The 21,832-nt window shown below is 71.4% G+C and carries 23 protein-coding genes; 12 read left to right on the top strand and 11 right to left on the bottom strand.

Annotated elements, in window-relative coordinates; genetic code table 11:
• Positions 1-126 precede the first annotated feature (126 nt).
• Entirely contained in the window at positions 127-2,175 is a 2,049-nt protein-coding gene (locus IE246_RS05165; protein ID WP_189987870.1) for a molybdopterin-dependent oxidoreductase, read from the top strand.
• A 9-nt stretch (positions 2,176-2,184) separates the two neighbouring features.
• On the opposite strand, the gene IE246_RS05170 is transcribed toward IE246_RS05165, so the two are convergent.
• Together IE246_RS05170 and IE246_RS05175 are read right to left on the bottom strand one after the other, a co-directional pair.
• Positions 2,185-2,580 (bottom strand): hypothetical protein, encoded by a 396-nt coding sequence (locus IE246_RS05170; RefSeq protein ID WP_189987871.1) that lies wholly within the window; start codon positions 2,578-2,580, stop codon positions 2,185-2,187.
• Positions 2,581-2,616: 36 nt separating this feature from the next.
• Complete coding sequence (locus IE246_RS05175) at positions 2,617-3,141, bottom strand: PAS domain-containing protein (protein WP_189987872.1); 525 nt, start codon at positions 3,139-3,141, stop codon at positions 2,617-2,619.
• 129 nt (positions 3,142-3,270) lie between these two features.
• On the opposite strand from IE246_RS05175, the gene IE246_RS05180 reads away from it, so the two are divergent.
• Genes IE246_RS05180 through IE246_RS05190 form a run of 3 tightly spaced genes read left to right on the top strand, consistent with a single transcriptional unit; the run spans position 3,271 to position 5,126 of the window.
• Positions 3,271-4,302: a GlxA family transcriptional regulator gene (locus tag IE246_RS05180; protein ID WP_189987873.1), complete on the top strand. Its 1,032-nt coding sequence runs from the start codon at positions 3,271-3,273 to the stop codon at positions 4,300-4,302.
• A complete protein-coding gene (locus tag IE246_RS05185; RefSeq protein WP_189987874.1) occupies positions 4,299-4,895 on the top strand; it encodes a DJ-1/PfpI family protein in 597 nt (198 codons plus the stop codon). The genes IE246_RS05180 and IE246_RS05185 overlap by 4 nt, the downstream gene beginning before the upstream one ends.
• Positions 4,896-4,907: 12 nt before the next feature.
• Positions 4,908-5,126 carry a GDCCVxC domain-containing (seleno)protein gene (locus tag IE246_RS05190; protein WP_189987875.1) on the top strand — a complete coding sequence of 73 codons (219 nt, stop codon included), beginning with the start codon at positions 4,908-4,910 and terminating at the stop codon, positions 5,124-5,126.
• Here IE246_RS05190 and IE246_RS05195 read toward each other — a convergent pair whose 3' ends face one another.
• From IE246_RS05195 to IE246_RS05225, 7 genes are all read right to left on the bottom strand, one after another.
• Positions 5,127-5,975 (bottom strand): shikimate dehydrogenase family protein, encoded by an 849-nt coding sequence (locus IE246_RS05195; RefSeq protein WP_189987876.1) that lies wholly within the window; start codon positions 5,973-5,975, stop codon positions 5,127-5,129.
• A gap of 54 nt (positions 5,976-6,029) precedes the next feature.
• The gene (locus tag IE246_RS05200; protein ID WP_189987877.1) at positions 6,030-6,761 is read right to left on the bottom strand and encodes a S1 family peptidase; all 732 of its coding nucleotides are present in this window, start codon (positions 6,759-6,761) and stop codon (positions 6,030-6,032) included.
• Between the two features lie 25 nt (positions 6,762-6,786).
• Positions 6,787-7,647, bottom strand: a complete 861-nt coding sequence (locus IE246_RS05205) for an NYN domain-containing protein (protein ID WP_189987878.1) — start codon at positions 7,645-7,647, stop codon at positions 6,787-6,789.
• Positions 7,648-7,747: 100 nt separating this feature from the next.
• Complete coding sequence (locus tag IE246_RS05210) at positions 7,748-8,701, bottom strand: acetyl-CoA carboxylase carboxyltransferase subunit alpha (protein ID WP_189987879.1); 954 nt, start codon at positions 8,699-8,701, stop codon at positions 7,748-7,750.
• 83 nt (positions 8,702-8,784) lie between these two features.
• Complete coding sequence (xerD, locus tag IE246_RS05215) at positions 8,785-9,711, bottom strand: site-specific tyrosine recombinase XerD (protein WP_189987880.1); 927 nt, start codon at positions 9,709-9,711, stop codon at positions 8,785-8,787.
• 20 nt (positions 9,712-9,731) lie between these two features.
• Positions 9,732-11,621 (bottom strand): hypothetical protein, encoded by a 1,890-nt coding sequence (locus tag IE246_RS05220; RefSeq protein ID WP_189987881.1) that lies wholly within the window; start codon positions 11,619-11,621, stop codon positions 9,732-9,734.
• Positions 11,602-11,739: a hypothetical protein gene (locus tag IE246_RS05225; RefSeq protein ID WP_189987882.1), complete on the bottom strand. Its 138-nt coding sequence runs from the start codon at positions 11,737-11,739 to the stop codon at positions 11,602-11,604. The genes IE246_RS05220 and IE246_RS05225 overlap by 20 nt, the downstream gene beginning before the upstream one ends.
• Positions 11,740-12,042: 303 nt before the next feature.
• Between IE246_RS05225 and IE246_RS05230 the strand changes: the two genes are divergently transcribed.
• Genes IE246_RS05230 through IE246_RS05245 form a run of 4 tightly spaced genes read left to right on the top strand, consistent with a single transcriptional unit; the run spans position 12,043 to position 15,672 of the window.
• Positions 12,043-12,549, top strand: coding sequence for a shikimate kinase (locus IE246_RS05230; protein WP_229836521.1), 507 nt, complete (start codon positions 12,043-12,045; stop codon positions 12,547-12,549).
• 28 nt (positions 12,550-12,577) lie between these two features.
• Positions 12,578-13,702, top strand: a complete 1,125-nt coding sequence (gene aroB / locus IE246_RS05235; RefSeq protein WP_189987884.1) for a 3-dehydroquinate synthase — start codon at positions 12,578-12,580, stop codon at positions 13,700-13,702.
• Positions 13,703-13,724: 22 nt separating this feature from the next.
• The gene (locus IE246_RS05240; protein WP_189987885.1) at positions 13,725-15,008 is read left to right on the top strand and encodes an HlyC/CorC family transporter; all 1,284 of its coding nucleotides are present in this window, start codon (positions 13,725-13,727) and stop codon (positions 15,006-15,008) included.
• Between the two features lie 46 nt (positions 15,009-15,054).
• Positions 15,055-15,672: a DUF2889 domain-containing protein gene (locus IE246_RS05245; protein ID WP_189987886.1), complete on the top strand. Its 618-nt coding sequence runs from the start codon at positions 15,055-15,057 to the stop codon at positions 15,670-15,672.
• A gap of 9 nt (positions 15,673-15,681) precedes the next feature.
• Here IE246_RS05245 and IE246_RS05250 read toward each other — a convergent pair whose 3' ends face one another.
• Both IE246_RS05250 and IE246_RS05255 read right to left on the bottom strand, forming a co-directional pair.
• Complete coding sequence (locus IE246_RS05250) at positions 15,682-16,077, bottom strand: ribbon-helix-helix domain-containing protein (RefSeq protein WP_268245267.1); 396 nt, start codon at positions 16,075-16,077, stop codon at positions 15,682-15,684.
• Between the two features lie 132 nt (positions 16,078-16,209).
• Complete coding sequence (locus IE246_RS05255) at positions 16,210-16,476, bottom strand: BolA family protein (RefSeq protein ID WP_189987888.1); 267 nt, start codon at positions 16,474-16,476, stop codon at positions 16,210-16,212.
• Positions 16,477-16,579: 103 nt separating this feature from the next.
• Between IE246_RS05255 and IE246_RS05260 the strand changes: the two genes are divergently transcribed.
• The 4 genes from IE246_RS05260 to IE246_RS05275 all read left to right on the top strand — a co-directional run bounded on the left by IE246_RS05260 (position 16,580) and on the right by IE246_RS05275 (position 21,759).
• Positions 16,580-17,155, top strand: a complete 576-nt coding sequence (locus tag IE246_RS05260) for a J domain-containing protein (protein WP_189987889.1) — start codon at positions 16,580-16,582, stop codon at positions 17,153-17,155.
• Positions 17,156-17,200: 45 nt separating this feature from the next.
• Positions 17,201-18,205 carry a cobaltochelatase subunit CobS gene (gene cobS, locus IE246_RS05265; RefSeq protein ID WP_189987890.1) on the top strand — a complete coding sequence of 335 codons (1,005 nt, stop codon included), beginning with the start codon at positions 17,201-17,203 and terminating at the stop codon, positions 18,203-18,205.
• Between the two features lie 24 nt (positions 18,206-18,229).
• Positions 18,230-20,128, top strand: a complete 1,899-nt coding sequence (gene cobT, locus IE246_RS05270; RefSeq protein ID WP_189987891.1) for a cobaltochelatase subunit CobT — start codon at positions 18,230-18,232, stop codon at positions 20,126-20,128.
• A gap of 95 nt (positions 20,129-20,223) precedes the next feature.
• Positions 20,224-21,759 carry a bifunctional metallophosphatase/5'-nucleotidase gene (locus IE246_RS05275; protein ID WP_189987892.1) on the top strand — a complete coding sequence of 512 codons (1,536 nt, stop codon included), beginning with the start codon at positions 20,224-20,226 and terminating at the stop codon, positions 21,757-21,759.
• Positions 21,760-21,832 lie beyond the last annotated feature (73 nt).

Raw genomic sequence — 21,832 nt, forward strand, 5'->3', positions numbered from 1 at the left:
AATATGCCGTGACCGGTCGTGATCGACACGGCCGCTTGGCCCGACATCGCCCGGGAATATGGCCCTATCGATCAGGCCAAACGACGCGGATAGTGATCGCGCTCCAATCTATCACAGGAGGCCGCCATGCCCGACGGACACGCAGCCGTCACCCGCGACAGCGTCTGCCCGCTGGACTGTCCCGACACCTGCAGCCTGGCGGTGACCGTCGAGGACGACCGGGTCGTCGCGGTCCGCGGCTCGGACGCCAACCCGCTGACCGAGAGCGTGGTGTGCAACAAGGTGGCGCGGTACTACCCGGACTTCGTGCACGGAGCCACCCGGCTGCGCCATCCGCTGAAGCGGGTCGGCGCACGCGGCGAGGGCCGGTTCGAGCGGATCTCCTGGGAAGAGGCGATCGACCGGGTCCACGACGGACTCGCCGCCGCCATCGAGCGCTTCGGCCCCGAGAGCGTGGTGCCGTTCAGCTACGCCGGCCCGCACGGCATGCTCGCCGTCGGCTCCATGGACTACCGGTTCTTCCACAAACTGGGCGCCAGCAGACTCGACCGCCCGCCGATGTGCGGCGGCGTCAAGACCGAGGCCTGCGTCAGCGTCTACGGCAACATGCCGGGGACGCCGCCCGAGCAGGGCGTCGAGGCCGAGCTGATCGTGGTGTGGGGCAACAACGTCACGGTCTCCAACCTGCACTTCATCCGCACCGTCAACCGCGCCAAGGCCAAGGGCGCGAAGCTGGTGGTGATCGACCCGAAGCGGGTGAAGGTCGCCGACCAGGCCGACATGCACGTGGCGATCCGGCCCGGCACCGATGCCGCGCTGGCGCTGGCGCTGGCCGCCGAGCTGGAGCGGCTGCAGGCGATCGACCGCGGCTTCGTGGAGCGCTGGACGGTCGGCGCCGACGAGCTGCTGGCCGAGGCTCGGGCCTGGACCGTCGAGCGGGCCGCCGCGGAGTGCGGGATCCCGGCCGAGCAGATCCGCACCCTGGCGCGCTGGTACGCCGACGCCGAGCCGGCGCTGATCGCGGTCGGCAACGGGCTGGAGCGCAACCGGAACGGCGGCAACGGCATCCGCGCAATCGTCGCGCTGCCGGCACTGGCCGGCAAATGGGGCGTGGTCGGCGGCGGCGCGGTCGTGCGCGCCGGCGCGGCGGTGCCGAAGACCCCGGCCAGGCTGCAGCGCCCGGACCTGGCGCCCGAAGGCACCCGCACGCTCAACATCATGGACGTGCCGCGGCTGATCCTCGATCCCGGCGAGGCCACGCCGATCGGCGCGCTGTTCGTCTACAACCACAACCCGGTCGCGGTGCACCCGGAGCAGCGGCTGGTGCGCGAAGCCCTGTCGCGGCCCGACCTGTTCGTGGTCGGCTGCGAGGTGCAGATGACCGACAGCATGGCCTATGCCGACGTGATCCTGCCGGCCTGCACCCACTTCGAGCACGCCGACCTGTTCCCCGCCTATGGCCAGACCTACCTGCAACGGGCCGACGCGGTGATCCCGCCGGTCGGCGAATCGCTGCCGAACACCGAGATCTTCCGGCGGCTGGCGGCCCGCTTCGGCTTCGACGAGCCGTGCTTCAGGGCGACCGATTCCGAGCTGATGGACGACGCGGTCGACGGCGACGACCCGCGACTGGGCGGCATCCGGCCGAGCCGGCTGCCGCTCGCCTCGGCCCGCAACATGACGGCACCCGACGGCGCCTCGCCGATCGTGCCGTTCGCCACGGTGTTCCCGACCACGCCCAGCGGCAAGGCCGAGCTGGCGTCGGAGCTGACCGAGGCGAAGCGCGGGTTCCGGGTGCCGGTCTACCGGAAACTCGAAAGCACGTGGCCACTGGCGCTGATCACCCCGTCCTCGGCCGACCGCACCAATGCCACCTTCGGCAGCCACGAGGCCTCGTCCGGCATGCCGCCGCTGGAGATCCACCCGGACGACGCGGCCGCCCGCGGCATCGCCGGCGGCGCCGAGGTTCGGGTCTGGAACGACCTCGGCGAGACCCGCCTGAAGGCGGTGGTGACCGACGCGGTGCGGCCGGGCGTGGTGTATTCGCCGAAGGGTACCTGGGCCCGCACCAGCCCGACCGGCGACACCGTCAACGCGCTGATGGTCAGCGCCAAGGCCGATCTGTGCGAGGGCGCCTGCTTCAACGACACCAGGGTCGAGGTGGCGCCGGCGTAGGCGGGGGGATCAGCCGAACAGCTTGGAGATCGCGGCGACCCCGGCGACGATGCCGCCGGTATAGAGCACCATCTGCGTCTTGGCGTTGGCGATGCTCGCCTCGAGCCTCGCCACCTTGGCGTCGATCGTGACATCCAGGGTCCCGACCTGGCCCTCCAGAGATCCGAACCGCCGCTCCAGAGTTCCGAAACGTCCCTCCAGAGCTCCGAAACGTCCCTCCAGGGCCTCGAATCTCCTGGTCAGGCCGGCGAACTCGGTATGCATGGTCGTCTTGAGCTCGGCGAAGTCCTGCTTGGTCGCGGCCGTTTCGTCGACGACCCCGGACACGACGTCGACGACCGCCCGGGCCTGCTCCTCGCTGAACCCGGTCCGTGTCAGGCTCTCGACGGCCTTTGCTGTGTTCATCTCGGTCATCCCGTCCTCCGGCAACTTTAGGTCAAGTCAGCCGTCCCCGCCACGGCTTCCACCGCCCGGCCGCAGCGGAACCACCTTGCCGCCGTCACTCCCACCGGCCGGCCAGCGGGCGATGCCGGCCAGGATCATGGTCACCCGGCCGTCCGCCGCTCCGTAGGGCAGGAACAGACCGAGCCGCTCCTCCTCGCGCATCCAGATCATCCCCGGCACCGCCGGCCGCCGCACCCGGACGAAGCCGGCGCCGAGCCAGGCGAGCGGGTGCCCGCTCGGGCAGCGTTCCGGCAGCTCCCCGACCGGCTCCAGCGACAGCAGGCGTCGGGCGGCACCGCCGGCGAACTCGATCCGGAAGTCGTCGGTCTCCTCGTCGCGATAGGCGAGCAGCAGGTGCGGGACCAGCTCGGCCATGTCCGCCAGGAACAGTTCGTCGGCATCCGGCAGGACCGCCCCGGCGCGCTGGTCGTGCCAGACCGCCACCAGCCGTTCCAGCCAGCGGACGGGATCCGGGAACGCCCCGAGCATCACGCGACCGTCGTCGTCCAAGACCGCCTCCATGGCCACCTCCTCCAAAGCAACGGCTCGGCTATGGACGGGCCAGGGCTGGAACCGTGCGAAGATGCGATGGCCGAAAACGAGGGGCTATGGTCATTGCGGCCAAGCGCCAGTCGCCGCAGGATCCCTGCCATGACCAGCGACCCCGTTTCCGCCGAGCTTCCCGTCATCGGTACCGTGCGACCGGTCGCGATCGTCGCGGTCGACGCCTTCGAGCTGCTGGACGTCGCCGGGCCGATGGCGCTGTTCGCGGCCGCCACCTTCGACGGCCAGAACGACGGTCCCTACGCCTACGACTGCAGCCTGCTCGGCCTGCGCAACGGCGCGGTGCCGCCGAGCGTCGGACCGTCCCTGAACGCCGATGCGGCGATCGCCGACGTCCCGCCCGAGCGGTTCGACACGATCATCGTCGCCGGCGGCGTCGGCGCCCGCCGCCCGGATCCCGACCCGGCCCTGCTGGACTGGCTGCGCCGGGCCGCCGGCCAGGTGCGCAGGCTCGGCTCGGTGTGCACCGGCGCCTTCCTGCTGGCCGAGGCCGGCGTGCTGGACGGCCGCCGTGCCACCACCCACTGGCGGCATGCCGACGACCTCGCGGCGGCGTTCCCTCGCATCCGGGTCGAGGCCAACCGCATCTACCTGCAGGACGGCGGTATCTGGACCGCCGCCGGCGTCACCTCCGGCATGGACATGGCGCTCGCCATGATCGCCGCCGACCTCGGGCGCCGGCCGGCGCTGGAGCTGGCGCGCTCCAAGGTGATGTACATGCACCGCCCGGGCGGCCAGAGCCAGTTCAGCGCCGAGCTGGCGCTGCAGACCGCCGACGAGCCTCGACTCGCCCGCCTGCAGGGCTGGGTGTTCGAGAACCTGTCCTCGCCGCTGACGGTCGAGGACCTGGCCGGCCGCGCCGCCATGAGCCCACGCAACTTCAACCGGGTGTTCACCCGCGCCGTCGGGGTCAGCCCGGCGCGGTTCGTGGAGCGCGCCCGGGTCGACGCCGCCCGCCGCCGGCTGGAGGCCGGCACCGCCTCGATCGAGGCGATCGCCCACGACACCGGGTTCGGCAACCCCGAGCGCATGCGCCGCAGCTTCCTGCGCCAGCTCGGGATCGCACCCGCCGACTATCGCCAACGCTTCGGTTCACCGGCCCGGGAGAGAGCAGGATGAAGATCGGCTTCCTGATGTTCGACGACCTGGAGGAGCTCGACATGGTCGGGCCCTGGGAGGTCTTCACCATGGCCGCCCAGCTGCGGCCGGAGGCCGGCATCGACTGCGTCACCATCGCGGCCGACGGCGGCACCGTGCGCTGCGCCAAGGGCATGAGGATCGTCGCGGACCACGGGTTCGCCGACGCCCCGGCGCTCGACGTGCTGGTGGTGCCCGGCGGCCGCGGCACGCGACGCGAGGTCGAAAACCCGATCCTGCTCGGCTGGATCGCCGAGGTCGCGCCCGGCTGCACCTGGGTGACCTCGGTGTGCACCGGCTCGATGCTGCTGGCCGCCGCCGGACCGGCCAAGGACAGGCGCATCGCCACGCATTGGGCCGCGGTCGACCTGGTGCGCGGCCGCGGCGACGCGGCCGAGGTGCTGGAGGAGGTCCGCTACGTGCGCGACGGCAACGTGATCACCTCGGCCGGCGTGTCGGCCGGCATCGACATGGCGCTGTGGCTGGTCGGCGAGATCTGGGAGCCGGCCTTCGCCCGCAAGGTCCAGCGCGCCATGCAGTACGACCCGGCCCCGCCCTACGCCGGCGAAGTGTGACAGGATGGACCGATGGCCGACTCCACGATCCAGCTCCGCTCCGAGATCGCCTGCCCCGAATGCGGGTTCCGGGCGGTCGAGACCATGCCGACCGACGCCTGCCAGTGGTTCTATGACTGCAAGGGCTGCGGCGCGCTGCTCAGGCCGAAACCGGGCGACTGCTGCGTGTTCTGCTCGTACGGCAGCGTGCCCTGCCCGCCGATCCAGTCCGACCGGCGGTGCTGCAGCTGATCAGGCCCCGGCCGGCTCCGCCAGCGCCGCCCGCAGCGCGTCGCGGTCGACCTCCAGCCCGGTGAACAGCCGGAACGCGTGCACGCCCTGCCAGAAGAACAGCTCGTAGCCGGAGACCACCTCGGCGCCGCGCGCCGCGGCCGCCAGCGTGAACTCGGTGTCGCGCGGCGTGTAGACCGCGTCGAACACCCAGCGCGGCCGGCCCATGGCGGCCTCCGGCACCGGGTTGCCGGGGTAGCGGTACATGCCGATCGGCGAGGCGTTGGCGATGCCGGCGGCCCCGTCCAGCGCCTCCTCGACCGTCGCGCAGGCCCGCACCGGCGCTTCGTCGGTGGTCAGCTCGGCCGCCAGCCGGGCGGCCCGCGCCGGGTCGATGTCGAACACCCGGATCTCATCGGCCCCGAGCTCGCCGAGCCCGACCGCGATCGGCCGGCCGACCCCGCCGGCCCCGACCAGCGCCACCGCGCCCGGCCTGGCGTCGCCCATCTGCGCCCGGTACGCGGCGACGAAGCCGCTGTGGTCGGTGTTGTGGCCCTCGGCCGGCGCGCCGTCGCGGAACAACACGGTGTTGATCGCCCCGATCCGCCGCACCCGCGGATCCTGGATCGGGACGATCCGGGCCGCCCGCTCCTTGTAGGGGTGGGTGACGTTGACCCCGGCCAGCCCGTCGCGCCCGCGCGCCGCCAGGGTTTCCTCGAAGCCGGCGTCGGTCACCCCGTCCAGGTCGTAGCGGACGTAGCTGACGCTCCGCCCGACGATCCGCCCGGCCAGCTCGTGCAGCCGCGGCGCCGAGGACCGGCCGATGCCGTCGCCGATCAGGCCGAGGCGGAATTCCGGATTGCCTGTCATGGATGCTTCCCTGGAGCAGCGGACGGCAAGCCATAGCACCCCTGCCGATGCATTTCACGCCTCCGTCAGGGTCAGCAGGATGTCCGCGTACCAGGTGCAGTTCAGGCCGAGCGCCTCGTCGAGCTGCAGGTCGCGGGTGCCGATGTCGAGGCGGGCCGAGTGGATGCCGAGCAGCATCCACGGCAGGTCGCCGAGGGCCTGCTCGCCGCCCGGCACCCGTGCGACCACCGGCGCGCCGCTGGTGCCGCGGTGGGTGCGGGCGTCGGACAGGAAGTAGCCATGGCCCTGGAACCGCAGGCCGAACGACGATGCGACCACCGCCTGCCGCGCCACCGGCATGTGGTGAAGAGTGTCGTGGAAGCCGAGCGGGAAGCCGACCACCAGCAGCGTCGCACCGATCTCGACCCGCTCGTCCGGCGCCGGCAGGTGGTCCGGCGTGAACGCCCGATAGACCGTCCGCTCCGGCAGGGCGTCGCGATCGATGGCCAGCACCGCCACGTCGACGGTACCGCCACCGTCCAGTCCGTCGCGCCACACGCTCCTGCCGTCGCGGTACAGCGGGATCGAGAACCCGGTGGACTGCGCCAGGTTGTCCGGGTCGGTGTGCAGCTCGATCTCGATCCGGTCGGGACGGTGGCCGCTCGCCTCGTCGATCAGCACGTGCCGGCTGGTTACCAGGTACAGGCGCCGGTCGCGCTCGAAGAAGAAGCCGGTGGCCGAGGTGAGCCGGGCCTGCTGCGCGAAGGTCAGGACCCGGGTCGCGGTCAGCAGGAGCGGCTCGATCATCGTGCGTCCCTGCTCCCCCCGCCCGTCAATCGTCGTGCCGGACCGAGCGGATGACGTAGCCGCCGGAGCGTTCGTCCATCTCCATGTCGAGCAGGCCGCGCTCCTCGGCCTCCTCCAGCAGGTCGCTGAACGACCGGAAGCCGTAGGACGACTCGCTGAAGCCGGGGCGCCGGCGCTTCAGGGTCTGCTTCACCGCCGAACCCCACACCCGGTCGGACCCCTCGGCCAGCATCGCGGCGGCGGTCTCCAGGACCAGGTCGATGGCTTCGGCATACGGGTCCGCCGGATTGGCGGCGGAGTCCTTGGCCGCCGCCTTGGCGGCCGGCTCCGGCGCCTTCTCGGTCTTGCCCTTGGCCGGCGCCTTGTCCTTGGCCGGAGCCTTCGCAGAGGCCTTCCGCTTCGGTGCGTCGGCCGGCACCAGGTCGTCGTAGAAGATGAACTCGTCGCAGTTGTTCATCAGCAGGTCGGAGGTGCTGTTGCGCACCCCGACCCCGATCACCGTCTTGGCGTTCTCGCGCAGCTTGCTGACCAGCGGCGAGAAGTCGGAATCGCCGCTGATGATCACGAAGGTGTCGATGTGCTCCTTGGTGTAGCAGAGGTCGAGCGCGTCCACGACCATGCGGATATCGGCGGAGTTCTTGCCGGACTGCCGAGTATGCGGGATCTCGATCAGCTCGAACGCCGCCCCGTGCATGGCGGTCTTGAACTCCTTGTAGCGCTCCCAGTCGCAGTACGCCTTCTTGACGACGATGCTGCCCTTCAGCAGCAGCCGCTCCAGCACCAGCTGCATGTCGAACCTGGCGATCTTGGCGTCGCGGACGCCGAGCGCGACGTTCTCAAAGTCGCAGAACACCGCCAGCTTGTCGTCGGAATCGTGAACCGTCATCGGAGCCTCTCGCGGAGCAGCCAACGCCTGACCGGATGCCCATCGTGCACCACCTCGCCCCGGCCGCACAGGGGCGGGTCGGAACCGTGCCCGCGGACGCTCAATCCTCGGTGGCGCCCATCGCCAGGAACTTGTCGCGCCGCTCGGCCCGGAGCTGGCCGCCGTCGCGCCTGGCCAGGTCGTCGAGCGCCGTGCCCATGGCCTTGCCGAGCGCGGCCAGGGCCACCTTCGGGTCGCGATGGGCGCCGCCCAGCGGCTCCGGCACGATGCCGTCGATCACCCCCAGCCGCTCCAGGTCCTGCGCCGTCATCTTCAGCGCCTCGGCGGCGTCCTTGGCGAACTCGGCCGAGCGCCAGAGGATCGAGGCGCAGCCCTCCGGCGAGATCACCGAATAGACCGCGTGCTCGAACATCAGCACCCGGTTGCCGGCGGCCAGCGCCACCGCACCACCGGAACCGCCCTCGCCGATGATCGCCGCGACCAGCGGCACCCGCACCGACAGACAGGTCTCGATCGAGCGGGCGATCGCCTCGGCCTGGCCGCGCGCCTCGGCGTCGACGCCGGGATAGGCGCCGGCGGTGTCGACGAAGGTCAGGATCGGCAGCCCGAACCGGTCGGCCATCTCCATCAGCCGGCGCGCCTTGCGGTAACCCTCGGGCCGCGCCATGCCGAAATTCCGCTTCACCCGCTGCTCGGTGGTCGCTCCCTTCTCGGTGCCGATCACCACCACCGAGCGCCCGCGGAACCGGCCGAGCCCGCCGACGATGGCGGCGTCGTCGGCATAGCCGCGGTCGCCGGCCAGCGGCTGGTAGTCCTCGATCAGATGGGCGATCGCGTCGGCGGCGTGCGGCCGGTCCGGATGGCGGGCCACCTGCACCTTCTGCCAGGCGGTGAGCTTCTGGTAGGTCGCCCGGAGCTGTCGCTCGACCTTCGCCTGCAGCTTGCCGACCTCGTCGGCGATGTTGATCTCGCCGGTGCCGGACAGGTGCTTCAGTTCCTCGATCTTGCCCTCGAGGTCGGCGATCGGTTTCTCGAAATCGAGAAAATGACGCATGTGCAGCAAGCCCCGTTTAAAAGCGGCCGCACCATAACGGCGCCGCCCCCGCCCTACAAGCCGGGCACCGGCCCCGCCGCCGGTCAGTTGCCGGCCAGCGGATGATGGGTCTCGACCAGGGCCCGCAGGCGCTCGGCCAGGACGTGAGTGTAGATCTGGGTGGTCGAGATGTCGGCGTGGCCGAGCATCTGCTGAACGCTGCGCAGATCGGCGCCATGGTCCAGCAGATGGGTGGCGAAGGCGTGGCGCAGCACGTGCGGCGAGACCTTGGCGGGATCGATCCCGGCCAGCGCCGCGGTCTCGTCGAGCAGCTGCGCGAACCGCCGGCGGGTCAGGTGACCCTCCTGCGAGCGCGACGGGAACAGGTGGGGCGAGGTCTCGCCGGCGGCCAGGAACACGCCGCGCACCGCCTTGTAGGCCGAGAGCGCCGCCATCGCGGCCTCGGTCAGCGGCACCATCCGCTCCTTGCCGCCCTTGCCGCGCACGATCAGCACCCGCGGGTCGCGCGCCACCGCCGCGAACGGCAGCCCGACCAGCTCCGAGACCCGCAGGCCGGTCGCATACAGCACCTCCAGCAGGCAGACCAGCCGCAGGCCCTCCGGGCCGTCCCGGTCGCGGGCGGTGTCGAGCAGGGCGTCGACCTCGGCCTCCGACAGGATCTTCGGCAGCGGCCGGCCGCGGCGCGGGGCGTCGAGCACCGCCGTCGGATCGTCGCCGCGCCGGCCCTCGGCATACAGGAAGCGGTAGAACTGCCGCAGCGCCGACAGCCGCCGGGCGGCGGTGCGCGGCGCCACGCCCTCGGCCGCGGCGGCGGCCAGATAGCCGCGCAGGTCGTCGGTACCGGCGGTCTCGAGCGAGCCGTTGCGGCCGGCCAGCCACGCCTCGACGTGGGTCAGGTCGCGGCCGTACGCGTCGAGCGTGTTGCGGGCCGCGCCGCGTTCCGCCGCCATCATCTCGAGGAAGGTCTCGACCGCCGGCGACCAGCCGCGCGGCGCCGCACGACGCGCCATCTCAGGGTTTCCGATCCACGTCAGAGCCCGTAGGCCACCGCCGCCTCGCCGGCGAGCCGGCGGGCATCGTCCTCCAGCCCGAGGGCGCGCAACGCCCCGACCACCCCAGCCACCGCCGTCGGATCGATCTCCTCGAGCGGCACGTCGCCGAAGCCGGCACAGGCCAGCGCCACCGCCTCGGCCAGCCGGCCGGCGGCAGCAGCCGCCGCCACACCGTTGCGGAACGCCGCGGTCGGCGCCTCGTACGGCGTGGTCGGCGGCAGCGCCGCAAGCCCGCGCCACGCGTCCACGCCGATCGGTTCGCCCAGGGCGTCGAGCAGCGACAGCGCCGCCCCGCCGAGGTTGGACGCCCCGTCCGGGTCGTTGTCGCGCCGGTCGTCCCACCACGCAGAGACCGCGGCTTCCTGGTACGGCACCAGCAGGTCGCCGCCGCCGATCCGCGCCGCCACCCACAGCCGGCGCAGCGCGAGCCGGGCGTCGGGGCTGCCGGCGTCGGCCCGGGTGCGCAGCCATTCCAGCCACGGACGGGCGGCCGCCGGCTGTCCCGCCGCCACCAGCACCCGCACCGCATCCGGCGCCATCGCCTCGACCGACGGCTGGATGGTCAGCCGTCGGACCAGCGGCGCGAACAGTCTCGCGGTCTGCCGCCACGCGGTGCCGTCCTCGGCGATCTCCAGCGCCTTGCGGATGACCCGGGCCCGCTGGCCGGGGTCGCCGTTCGCGTCGGCCGTGCGCCACAGCAGGCCGCGCGCATAGGCGGACTGGTCGGCCTCGGCCGCCAGCAGCGCGCCGTCGACCGTCCCGCCGTCGACCGCAATATCGCGGTACAGGTCGATCAGCGCTTGCGTGCCGAGGGCACCGGCCTCCTCGGCGCGTTCGGCCGCAGCCAGCCGGGCGGCAAACGGCGGATCGCCGATGCCGCGGGCCAGCGCGACCAGCACCGGCAGCGAGTCGATCTGCATCACGTCCGGGTCGACCGCCGCCTTGGCCAGCCGGGCCGCCGCCAGATGCAGCGGCTCGGCGCCCACCAGCCGGGCCGGGCCGCCGGACCGACCGGCGCCCGGGACCGCCAGCTGAACGAGGTCCTGGAGCAGCGCGTCGGCCTCGCCGATCTCGCCGAGCAGCCGGACCCCGAGCTCGGCCTTCGCGATATCGCCGCGCCACAGGTCGCAGACGATGCCCAGCTTCACCCAGAAGCGGTCGTCGGCCCGGGCCGCCACCGCGTCGTGATGACCGCAGGCCGTGGCGTCGTCGCCGACCGCCGCGGCCCGCTCGGCGAGCGGCCGCGCCAGCGCCGGGTCGTCGGCGCGGCCGGGAACCATCCGGGCCAGCGCTCCGAGCTCGTCGAGCGCGCCCATCGCCAGCAGGCGCTCGGCCCGGGCGGCAAGCAGCCGGCCCTCCCCGGTCAGGCCGGACGGCCCCGGGCCCGACGACAGCAGCAGCCGGCGCTGCAGGTCGCGAAGCGCCTGGGCGTTCGGCGCAGCCGGCAGCAGCGCCACCAGGCGCAGCGCGATCGGGCCCGGTGTGCCCTGCCAGAGATCGGTCCTGAGGCCGCCGCTCTCCGGCGTCAGGGTTCCGACCGCATCGGTCGTCAGCCGGCCCAGCCCCTCGATGCGGATCGCTCCGTCGGCGGTCGTGCGGGGACCGGCGGCGGCCGGTGCCGCGGTATCCGCCGGCGGCGGCACGAACAGCGGTGGCGGCGCGGACGGCGGCGCGCTGTCGCTGCCGGAGGCGGGCGGCGCTGCCGGTCCGAGCGGGGTCGGCGGCCCGAGCAGAACCGGCCCCCTGGACTGTGCGTCGGCGGAGACCGCCGCGGCGACGGTGAGCACCAGGGAAGCAACGACGCCGAGGGCGGCCCGCCGGCCCGGCGCGGCCACGCGCCGGCGGCCGCTACTTGGGCAGGCGGTCATTCGGGATCACCTTCTGCACCGGCGCGGTCGGAGGCGGGATGTCCCACGTCATCAGGAACGCCGCCCCGCCGCCGAGCAGCAGGACCAGCAGAACCAGCAGGAAGGCCAGAAAACGCATGACCGCGGGCCTCGATCCGGTGAACGATTCCATGCGGCGGACCCGAGGCCCCGCCGGCCGGCCGAGCCCGGTCTGGCGACCGCCGCGAGGCGTGTGGTACCGTCGGACTATGGCACGACTTCGGCACTGTACCGACCGCAGGAATCCGACGCAACGCGGCGCCCGAACCCGGCGCAGGCGGGGGGTCCCCGCATGACCGCAGCCAGCGGGGCGCGCGTCGAAGCGCCCGAATCGGCGGCCGGACCGTCCGATCCGATCCGCGTCCATCCGGTTCTTCCCTGCACGCTCGTCCTCGTCGGCCTGATGGGAGCCGGCAAGAGCAGCATCGGCCGGCGGCTGGCCCAGCGTCTCGGCGTCGACTTCGTGGATGCCGACGCAGAGATCGAGGCCGCGGCCGGCCGGACCATCCCCGAGATCTTCCAGGAACTGGGCGAGCCGGCGTTCCGCGACGGCGAGCGACGGGTGATCCGGCGCCTGCTGGAGGACCGCACCCCGCACGTCCTGGCGACCGGCGGCGGCGCCTTCATGGCGCCCGATACCCGCGAGGCGATCAAGGAGAAGGGGCTGTCGCTTTGGCTGAAGGCCGACCTCGACACCCTGTTCGAGCGGGTCGCCCGCCGGTCCAACCGGCCGCTTCTGAAGACCGCCGACCCCAAGGAGACGCTGCGCAACCTGATGGCGATCCGCTACCCGGTCTACGCCGAGGCCGACATCGTCGTCGAAACCCGGCGGGTTCCGATTGAGACCACCGTCGAGAAGGTCTATCAGGCGCTCGTCGCCCACCTGAACCAGTGCCACCTGAACCAGTGAAGGCCGGACCCGTGAGGATTTCTGCGCGATGAGCGCCGTCGAAACCGTCGAAGTCGCGCTCGCCGACCGAAGCTACGCGATCCGGGTCGGCGCCGGGCTGATCGACCGGGCCGGCGAGGAGCTCGCGGACCTGCTGGCGGGCCGCAAGGCCGTCGTGGTGGCCGACGAGACCGTTGCCGGGCTGCATCTGCCGGCGCTGGTCCGCGGCCTGACCGGCGTCGCCCGCTCGGTCGACGCCCTGACCGTCCCGGCCGGTGAGTCCGCCAAGTCGATGGACGGACTCGCCGACCTGCTCGACCGCATGCTGGCGCTCGGCATCGACCGGCGGACCGTGGTGATCGCGCTCGGCGGCGGCGTCACCGGCGACCTCGCCGGGTTCGCGGCGGCGGTCGCGCTGCGCGGGCTCGACTTCGTGCAGATCCCGACCACGCTGCTGGCCCAGGTCGACAGTTCGGTCGGCGGCAAGACCGGGGTCAACACCCGGCACGGCAAGAACCTGGTCGGCGCGTTCCATCAGCCCCGGCGCGTGCTGATCGACACCGCCGTGCTCGACACCCTGCCCCGGCGCGAGCTGCTGGCCGGCTATGCCGAGGTGGTGAAGTACGGGGCGATCGGCGATCTCGAATTCTTCCAGTGGCTGGAGGCCAACGGCCGCCGCCTGCTGGACGGCGACGCCGACGCCCGCCGCCACGCCATCGTCGTGTCGTGCCGGGCCAAGGCCGCCGTGGTCGCCGCCGACGAGCGCGAGACCGCCGGCGGCCCGCGCGCGCTGCTGAACTTCGGGCACACCTTCGGGCATGCCCTGGAGGCGATGGCCGGCTACGACGGCTCGCTGCTGCACGGCGAGGGCGTGGCCGCCGGCATGGTGCTGGCGGCCCGGCTGTCGGCCCGGCTCGGCCCGTGCACCGGCCAGGACGCCGAGCGGCTGGCGGCGCACCTGTCGGCGGTCGGCCTGCCGACCGGGCTCGACCAGGTCGACGCCGGCCGCCACTGGACCGCCGAGCACCTGATCGGCCACATGGTCAAGGACAAGAAGGCCCTCGACGGCCGCATCGTGTTCGTCCTGCTCGAGCGGCTCGGGCACGCGGTGGTTCGCGGCGACGTCGACCGGGCGGCCGTCAGCGCCCTGCTCGACCGGCCGCGAGCCGCCTGAGGGGAACGTCAGAGCCGGCTCGATGGACACTTCGCTCGCTCTCACGGTCGGCGGCATCTTCCTGCTCCTGCTGCTGTCCGGCTTCTTTTCCGGATCGGAGACCGCGCTCACCGCGGCCAGCCAGGCGCGGCTGTCGCAGCTCGCCCGCAAGGGCAGCAAGGGGGCGGCGACGGTGATCGCGCTCAAGGAGCGCAGCGACCGGATGATCGGCGCCATCCTGATCGGCAACAACGTCGTCAACATCTTCGCCTCGGCGCTGGCGACCAGCGCCCTGATCGCCCTGTTCGGCGAGACCGGCGTGTTCTACGCCACCATCGGCATGACGGTTGTCGTGGTGATCTTCGGCGAGGTGCTGCCGAAGACCTTCGCGATCAACCGGCCCGACCAGACCGCCGTCGCGGTCAGCCCGGTGATCCGCGCCCTGGTCTGGGTGCTGACGCCGATCTCGGTCACGGTGCAGGCCATGGTCTCCGGCGTGCTGCGGCTGTGCGGCGTGTCGGTCGCCGCCGGCCTCGGCCACGACGAGCGCGAGGAGGAGCTGCGCGGCCTGATCGAGATGCATGCCGACGGCGGCGAGGAGGTCGAGCACGAGCGCGCCATGCTGCGCAGCATCCTCGACCTGGCCGACGTCGAGGTGTCGGAGATCATGACGCACCGGCGCAACGTGCGGATGCTGGACGCCGACGCGCCGCTCGGCGAGCTGCTGGAGCTGGTGCTGGACAGCCCGTTCACGCGCCTGCCGCTGTACAAGGGCGAGTCCGACAACATCGTCGGGGTTCTGCACGTCAAGGCGCTGCTGCGCGCCATCCGGGCGCATGGCGGCTCGGCGCCCGAGGACCTCAATCTCGTCGAGATCGCCAACGACCCGTGGTTCATCCCGGACACCACCACCCTGCTCGACCAGTTGCAGGCGTTCCGCGAGCGCCGCGAGCACTTCGCCCTGGTGGTCGACGAGTACGGCAGTTTCATGGGCGTCGTGACCCTCGAGGACATCCTCGAGGAGATCGTCGGCGACATCCTGGACGAGCACGACGTCGCGGTCGCCGGCGTGCGCGTGCAGGCCGACGGCTCGATCGTGGTCAACGGCACGGTGACGATCCGCGACCTGAACCGCGAGTTCGAGTGGAACCTGCCGGACGAGGAGGCCTCGACGATTGCTGGGCTGGTCCTGCACGAGGCCCGGCGGATTCCGGAGGTCGGCCAGGAGTTCGTGTTCCACGGCTTCCGGTTCCGGATCCTGCGGCGTCAGCGCAACCAGATCACCCTGCTGCGGCTGACGCCGCTGGACAACCAGCCGACGGCGTGAGATTCGCTCCGCCCGATCCCCGACGTCCCCCCGACGGAGACCCGCCATGCCCCTGAGCCCTCCCGTCGAGCGCGAGCTCGTCCACGATCGCACCGTCGTCTGCCGCGGCTGGCGGCGGGCCGACGGCCACTGGGACATCGAAGGCCATCTGGTCGACACCAAGACCTACGGGTTTCCCAACGAATACCGCGGCTACGTCGAGGCCGGGCAGCCGATCCATGACATGTGGCTGCGGCTCACCATCGACCGCGACCTGACCGTCCTCGACGCCGAGGCGGTCACCGACACCGGGCCGTTCCCGGTCTGCCCGGACATCGCGCCCAACTTCAGGCGCCTGATCGGCCTGTCGATCGGAAAGGGCTGGCGCGGCGCGGTGCGCGAGCGGCTGGGCGGTGCCCAGGGCTGCACGCATCTGGTCGAGTTGCTCGGCCCGCTGGCGACCACCGCCTACCAGACGATCTTCGGCGAGATGGCCCGGGAGCGTCGCGAGGCCGAGGCCCGCGGCGAACCGGCGGCGCCGGAGGACCCGAACAAGCGGCCGCGGCTGCTGAATTCCTGCCACGCGTTCGCCGATTCCGGCCCGGTCGTCGCCAAGCTCTGGCCGCGCTGGTACCGGCCGGCCGAGGACGGGGCCGCGGTTCCGCCGTCCCGCTCCACCGGCTGACGGTCGTCTTCAGTCCTCGCCGGTCGCGGCCAGGTTGCGCCCCCGTTCGGCGGTCGGCCGCAGCACCGGCATTCGATCGACCGGACGCCCCACGACGGTGTCGAGCACCACGCGCGCCAGCGAACCGTTCGGCTTCGGGCCGCCACCCTCGTAGCTCCTGACGAGGTGCCGGTAGTAGCTGATGATGAACACCCGGGTCGCCGAGGTCAGTCCGATGTCGCGCCGGCGCCTGTCGATCTCCGCGCACAGGCTGTTGAGCGTCATGCCCTCGAGGCGGGCAATCGTCTCGATCGCGTCCCACATCTGCGGTTCCAGCCGCATGCTGGTGCGGCGGCCGCCGACGGTAACGTTCCGACTCTCCAGAATCGAGGATTTGTCTTCCGACGCGGACAAGTTTGGCCCCACTATTCTGTCTTGGCGCGAATCCCGCCGACTGTCCTCCCGCTACGTTAGCAATGCCACGGATTTGTGGCCTATGCAACCATTTAACGTTTAAGCTCGAACTCAGCTATTTCTGGTTGATTGTCCGGGATCACCCTAAGCGGATGGCGTCTCCAGCTTGAGCGCGAGCGCATGGACGGAGTCCCGCAGCTCCGCCTCCAGGACCGCATGGACCATGCGGTGGCGTTCGACGCGGGACTTGCCGATGAATGCCGCCGAAACCATCTGGACGTTGAAATGGGTTTCCCCGCCGGGCCGGGACCCGGCGTGGCCGGCATGGCGGTGGGATTCATCCTCCACGATCAGCGTGCTCGGCTCGAAGGCCGCGGTCAGCTTGGCGGCAAGCCTGTCTCTCATGCTCATTCTCTGGACTTTCTGCGGTGCGCGGTTAGGGTCGGTCGGGATGGGACCGGCCGTTCCGGCTCGGGTCCCGCTCCCACTGTCTGGCGGTTAAATGGTCGCTCCCATGGCGAAGGCCAATCCGGAAGGTCTGATGTCCGATCGCATGGACCCGCGGAGTGCGCTGCGGGCCTGCGATCATCCGGGTTGCGCAGAAGCCGGAGAGTACCGGGCACCGCGGTCGCGCGCCCGGCTGGACGACTACTACTGGTTCTGCCTGGAACACGTACGCGAGTACAATAAGTCATGGAACTACTATGCCGGCATGTCGGACGCCGAGGTCGAGGCAGACCTTCGCCGCTCGACCACCTGGGAACGGCCTACCTGGCGGTTCGGCGCCGCCGACGGCGGTCGCCGCAGCCAGGCCTTCCGGAACGTCCGCGACCCGTTCGGCGTGTTCGATGACGAGGACGGCGAGGAACGCAGGACCGGAGCCGCCCGGCCATCCTCCCAGTCACCCGAGGGCCGGGCCTTCGCCGTGATGGGTCTTGAACCGCCGCTGACCCTCGATCAACTGAAGCGTCGGTACAAGGAACTGGTCAAAAAACACCACCCCGACGCCAACGGCGGCGACCGAGGCGCGGAGGAACGGTTGAAAAGTATCAACGAGGCCTATACGACTTTGCGTCGGTTTCTTGGCTGAGCCGTCCCCGACGCACCGGCCTCCCTCCCTACAGGAATTTCGTCCATGGCGAACGACACCGTCATCGAGCGCAAGCCCGCCCACCATCTGGACAAGCCGGACACCACCGTCTCGGCGCGGGAGGCTTTCGGTCTCGACATCGATATGCAGGTTCCGGCGTTCTCGGAGCCCAGCGAGTACGTCCCGAACCGGGACGAGGCCTATCTGTTCGATCACGACACCACGCTGGCGATCCTCGCGGGCTTCGCGCGGAACCGGCGGGTCATGATCCAGGGCTACCACGGCACCGGCAAGTCGACCCACATCGAGCAGGTGGCGGCGCGGCTGAACTGGCCGTGCATCCGGGTCAACCTGGACAGCCACATCAGCCGTATCGACCTGATCGGCAAGGACGCCATCGTCATCCGCGACGGCAAGCAGATCACCGAGTTCCGCGAGGGCATCCTGCCCTGGGCGCTGCAGAACCCGGTGGCGCTGGTGTTCGACGAGTACGACGCCGGCCGCGCCGACGTGATGTTCGTGATTCAGCGCGTGCTCGAGGTCGACGGCAAGCTGACCCTGCTGGACACCAACAAGGTGATCCACCCACACCCGTATTTCCGGCTGTTCTCGACGGCCAACACGGTCGGGCTCGGCGACACCACCGGCCTGTATCACGGCACCCAGCAGATCAACCAGGGTCAGATGGACCGCTGGAACGTGGTCACGACGCTGAACTACCTGCCGCACGACGCCGAGGTGGACATCGTCCTCTCGAAGTGCCCGACCTACCAGGGCGCCGAGAAGCGCGATCTGGTGGCCAAGATGGTGACCTGCGCCGATTTGACGCGTGCCGGCTTCATGGCCGGCGACATCTCGACCGTGATGTCGCCGCGGACCGTCATCACCTGGGCCGAGAACGCCGACATCTTCGGCGGCGACCTGAAGCTGGCGTTCCGCCTGACCTTCCTCAACAAGTGCGACGAGGTCGAGCGGGCGATCGTGGCCGAATACTACCAGCGCTGCTTCGGCGACGAGATCGGCTCGGCCGGCGCCCGGGCCGCGGAGTAGCAAGCGACGCGAGACGCTTCCGCCATGCGCAGCAACACCAGCAACAAGGCCCCGGACGACACCGCGTTCGAGGATTTCAAGCGTGCGACCGCCGCCTGCGTGCGGGCGATCTCGGGCGAGCGCGAGGTCGAGGTCACCTACGGCGCCGAGCAGGCCGGTCTGGCGGGCAACCGCGCCCGCCTGCCGGCCCCGCCGAAGGACATGGACCCGGCCGACCTCGCCCGGCTGCGCGGGGCGTCCGACGCCCTGGCGCTGCGCCTGAAGCACCACGACGACACGGTCCATGCCCGCCGCGTTCCGCAGAGCCAGGCGGCCCGCGAGATCTTCGACGCGGTCGAGCAGGCCCGGATCGAGGCGATCGGTTCCCGCAGCATGGCCGGCGTCGCCGGCAATCTCGACGCGGTGATGGACGAGACCTACCGGCGCAAGGGCCTCGAGCGCGCCGAGAAGGACGACGTCTCGCTGGTCGACGTGATGCGGCTGCTGACCCGCGAGGCCCTGACCGGCACGCCGCCGCCGGAATGCGCCCAGCGGGTGATCGACCTGTGGCGGCCGTGGATCCAGAGCAAGGTCGGCCACGACCTCAAGGACCTCGACAAGTACCTCGACGACCAGGACGCCTTCGCCAAGGCGTCGCGCCAGATGATCGCCGACCTCGACCTGGAGATCGGCGAGGAGGGCATGGCGGAGGACGACGGCAGCGAGGCCGAGGGCGAGGACGAGGGCGGCGACGTCGACGAGACCAGCGAGGGCGGCACCCGCGGCACCTCGGAGGACGGCGCCGACACCGAGACCATCCCGTCCGACATGCAGGCCGGCGACGAGAGCGCCGACGGCGAAGAAGCCGAGGAGATGGACCTGGAGCCCGGCTCCGGCGACGAGGACCCCGGCAACCCGGGCTCGCCTCTCCATCCCAACATGGACGGCCGGAACTGGCAGGACACCGCATACCGCGCCTTCACCACCGAGTTCGACGAGGTGGTCGAGGCCGACACGCTGTGCGACCCGGACGAGCTGAACCGCCTGCGCACGCTGCTCGACCAGCAGCTGTCGCACCTGCAAGGCGTGATCGGCCGGCTGGCCAACCGCCTGCAGCGCCGGCTGATGGCCCAGCAGAACCGGTCGTGGGAGTTCGACCTCGAGGAAGGCATCCTGGACGCCGGCCGGCTGTCGCGCGTGGTGACGGCGCCGCTGTTCCCGCTGTCCTACAAGGTCGAGAAGGACACCGAGTTCCGCGACACCGTGGTGACCCTGCTGATCGACAACTCCGGCTCGATGCGCGGCCGGCCGATCACCATCGCAGCGATCTGCGCCGACATCCTGGCGCGCACGCTCGAGCGTTGCGCGGTCAAGGTCGAGATCCTCGGCTTCACCACCCGCGCCTGGAAGGGCGGCTCCTCGCGCGAGCGCTGGATCTCGTCCGGCAAGCCGGCCAACCCCGGCCGCCTGAACGACCTGCGCCACATCGTCTACAAGCCGGCCGACGCCCCGTGGCGCCGCGCCCGCAAGTCGCTCGGCCTGATGCTGCGCGAGGGCATCCTCAAGGAGAACATCGACGGCGAGGCGCTGCACTGGGCGCACCAGCGGCTGCTGGCCCGGCCCGAGGAGCGGCGCATCCTGATGGTGATCTCCGACGGCGCCCCGGTCGACGACTCGACGCTGTCGGTGAACCCGGGCAACTACCTCGAGAAGCACCTGCGGGACGTGATCCGCTACATCGAGACCAAGTCGCCGGTGGAGCTGGTGGCGGTCGGCATCGGGCACGACGTGACCCGCTACTACCGCCGGGCCGTCACGATCGTCGACGCCGAGCAGCTGGGCGGCACCATGATGGAGCAGCTGGCGGCCCTGTTCGACGAGAAGGACAACGCGGCCTCCGCGCGCAGCGGCCGCGGCGGCCGCGCCCAGGCCCGGGTGCTCTGATTTGCGCCCTCTGACCCGGGATCGCTGAACTGGACCCGCTTCCGACCGTAACGCGACCCGGCTAGGCTGGCGCTCCCACATCGAGGGAGCGCCCCATGCCCCGATCCCTGCCCCGTCTGGTCCGGGCCGCCCTGCTGGCGGTCGCCACGGCCCTCTGGCTGGCCGGCCCGCTGGCGGCCGAGCCGGCCAAGCTGGTCATCCTGCACGTCAACGACTGGGACCGCATCGAGGCGGTCGACGGGGCTGGCGGCGCCGCCCGGATCGCCGCGGTGATCAAGGCCGAGAAGGCGCGTGCCGAGGCCGCCGGCGCCACCGTCATCGTCACCTTCGGCGGCGACCTGATCTCACCCTCGCTGCTGTCCGGCATCGACAAGGGCGCCAACATGATCGACATGGCCGGCGCCGTCGGCATCCAGTACGCGGTGCTGGGCAACCACGAGTTCGACTTCGGCCCGGAGGTCCTGGAGACCCGGGTCGCAGAGTCGTCGTTCCGGTGGCTGGCCGGCAACGTCGCCGCCAAGGGCCTGCCCAATTTTCCGGGCGTCGCCGACGCCACCATGGTGGAGGCCGGCGGCTACAAGATCGGTTTGCTCGGCCTGACCACGCCCGAGACGCCGCTGCTGTCGAGCCCCGGCCCGGACGTCGGCTTCGAGGCCTATGCCAGTGCCGGCCCCCGTCTCGCCAAATCGCTGCGCGACAAGGGCGCCGACGTCGTGATCGCGCTCAGCCACAACGACTACACCGAGGACCTTGCCCTGATGCAGGCGGCCCCCGGCATCGACATCGTGCTGGGCGGCCACGACCACCTGGCCCTCACCCACTACGACGGCAGGCACGCGGTCCTGAAGGCCGGCTCCGAGGGAATCTTCGTCGGTCGTCTCGTCCTGACCATCGACAAGGTCGAGGGACGCAACGGCCCGAAGGTCGTGTGGACCCCGGACTTCGCGCAGATCCACACCGGCGCGGTCACGCCCGACCCCGACGTCCAAGCCAAGGTCGACACCTACCTCGCCAGGCTCGATTCCGAGCTCGGCCAGGCGATCGGCACGACGACGACTGAACTCGACTCCCGTCGCGCGACCGTGCGCGGCGGCGAGGCGGCGATCGGCAACCTGATCGCCGACGCGATGCGCGCCGCCACCGGTGCCGACGTCGCCATCACCAACGGCGGCGGCATCCGCGGCGACACCACCTACCCGGCCGGCACCACCCTGACCCGCAAGACCGTCCTGGCCGAGCTGCCGTTCGGCAACCGCACGCTCAAGCTCGAGGTGACCGGTGCGACACTGCTGGCCGCCCTGGAGAACGGCGTCAGCCAGGTCGAGGACGGGGCCGGGCGGTTCCCGCAGGTCTCCGGCATCGGCTTCGCCTACAGCCCCGGCCAGCCCGCCGGCCAGCGGGTCTCCGACGTCACGGTCGCCGGCAGACCGCTCGACCCGGCCGCAAGCTACACCCTCGCCACCAACGACTTCATGGCGCGCGGCGGCGACGGCTACACGGCGTTCGCCAGCGCCAGGCGGCTGGTCGACGCCAACGCCGCACAGCTGATGGCCGGCCAGGTCGGGGACTTCGTGGCCGCCAAAGGGACGGTTGCGCCGGCGGTCGAGGGAAGGATTCGACGGATCGACTGATCGGCTCTTCCGGACGCCTCCTCCTGCGGTAAGCTCGGCCTCCCACCTCGAAGACCACCGACGACATCAGGAG

Source organism: Thalassobaculum fulvum, from assembly GCF_014652915.1.
Taxonomy (GTDB): Bacteria; Pseudomonadota; Alphaproteobacteria; order Thalassobaculales; family Thalassobaculaceae; genus Thalassobaculum_A; species Thalassobaculum_A fulvum.

Coding starts and splice junctions, on each gene's coding strand:
- IE246_RS05180 (WP_189987873.1), top strand. CDS start 3,271: ATGACCAGCGACCCCGTTTCCGCCGAGCTTCCCGTCATCGGTACCGTG.
- IE246_RS05275 (WP_189987892.1), top strand. CDS start 20,224: ATGCCCCGATCCCTGCCCCGTCTGGTCCGGGCCGCCCTGCTGGCGGTC.
- IE246_RS05200 (WP_189987877.1), bottom strand. CDS start 6,761: ATGATCGAGCCGCTCCTGCTGACCGCGACCCGGGTCCTGACCTTCGCG.
- IE246_RS05175 (WP_189987872.1), bottom strand. CDS start 3,141: ATGGAGGCGGTCTTGGACGACGACGGTCGCGTGATGCTCGGGGCGTTC.
- IE246_RS05185 (WP_189987874.1), top strand. CDS start 4,299: ATGAAGATCGGCTTCCTGATGTTCGACGACCTGGAGGAGCTCGACATG.
- aroB (WP_189987884.1), top strand. CDS start 12,578: ATGAGCGCCGTCGAAACCGTCGAAGTCGCGCTCGCCGACCGAAGCTAC.
- IE246_RS05240 (WP_189987885.1), top strand. CDS start 13,725: ATGGACACTTCGCTCGCTCTCACGGTCGGCGGCATCTTCCTGCTCCTG.
- xerD (WP_189987880.1), bottom strand. CDS start 9,711: ATGGCGCGTCGTGCGGCGCCGCGCGGCTGGTCGCCGGCGGTCGAGACC.
- IE246_RS05165 (WP_189987870.1), top strand. CDS start 127: ATGCCCGACGGACACGCAGCCGTCACCCGCGACAGCGTCTGCCCGCTG.
- IE246_RS05225 (WP_189987882.1), bottom strand. CDS start 11,739: ATGCGTTTTCTGGCCTTCCTGCTGGTTCTGCTGGTCCTGCTGCTCGGC.
- IE246_RS05205 (WP_189987878.1), bottom strand. CDS start 7,647: ATGACGGTTCACGATTCCGACGACAAGCTGGCGGTGTTCTGCGACTTT.
- IE246_RS05230 (WP_229836521.1), top strand. CDS start 12,043: ATGGGAGCCGGCAAGAGCAGCATCGGCCGGCGGCTGGCCCAGCGTCTC.
- IE246_RS05260 (WP_189987889.1), top strand. CDS start 16,580: ATGGCGAAGGCCAATCCGGAAGGTCTGATGTCCGATCGCATGGACCCG.
- IE246_RS05190 (WP_189987875.1), top strand. CDS start 4,908: ATGGCCGACTCCACGATCCAGCTCCGCTCCGAGATCGCCTGCCCCGAA.
- IE246_RS05210 (WP_189987879.1), bottom strand. CDS start 8,701: ATGCGTCATTTTCTCGATTTCGAGAAACCGATCGCCGACCTCGAGGGC.
- IE246_RS05220 (WP_189987881.1), bottom strand. CDS start 11,621: ATGACCGCCTGCCCAAGTAGCGGCCGCCGGCGCGTGGCCGCGCCGGGC.
- IE246_RS05170 (WP_189987871.1), bottom strand. CDS start 2,580: ATGAACACAGCAAAGGCCGTCGAGAGCCTGACACGGACCGGGTTCAGC.
- IE246_RS05255 (WP_189987888.1), bottom strand. CDS start 16,476: ATGAGCATGAGAGACAGGCTTGCCGCCAAGCTGACCGCGGCCTTCGAG.
- IE246_RS05195 (WP_189987876.1), bottom strand. CDS start 5,975: ATGACAGGCAATCCGGAATTCCGCCTCGGCCTGATCGGCGACGGCATC.
- cobS (WP_189987890.1), top strand. CDS start 17,201: ATGGCGAACGACACCGTCATCGAGCGCAAGCCCGCCCACCATCTGGAC.
- cobT (WP_189987891.1), top strand. CDS start 18,230: ATGCGCAGCAACACCAGCAACAAGGCCCCGGACGACACCGCGTTCGAG.
- IE246_RS05245 (WP_189987886.1), top strand. CDS start 15,055: ATGCCCCTGAGCCCTCCCGTCGAGCGCGAGCTCGTCCACGATCGCACC.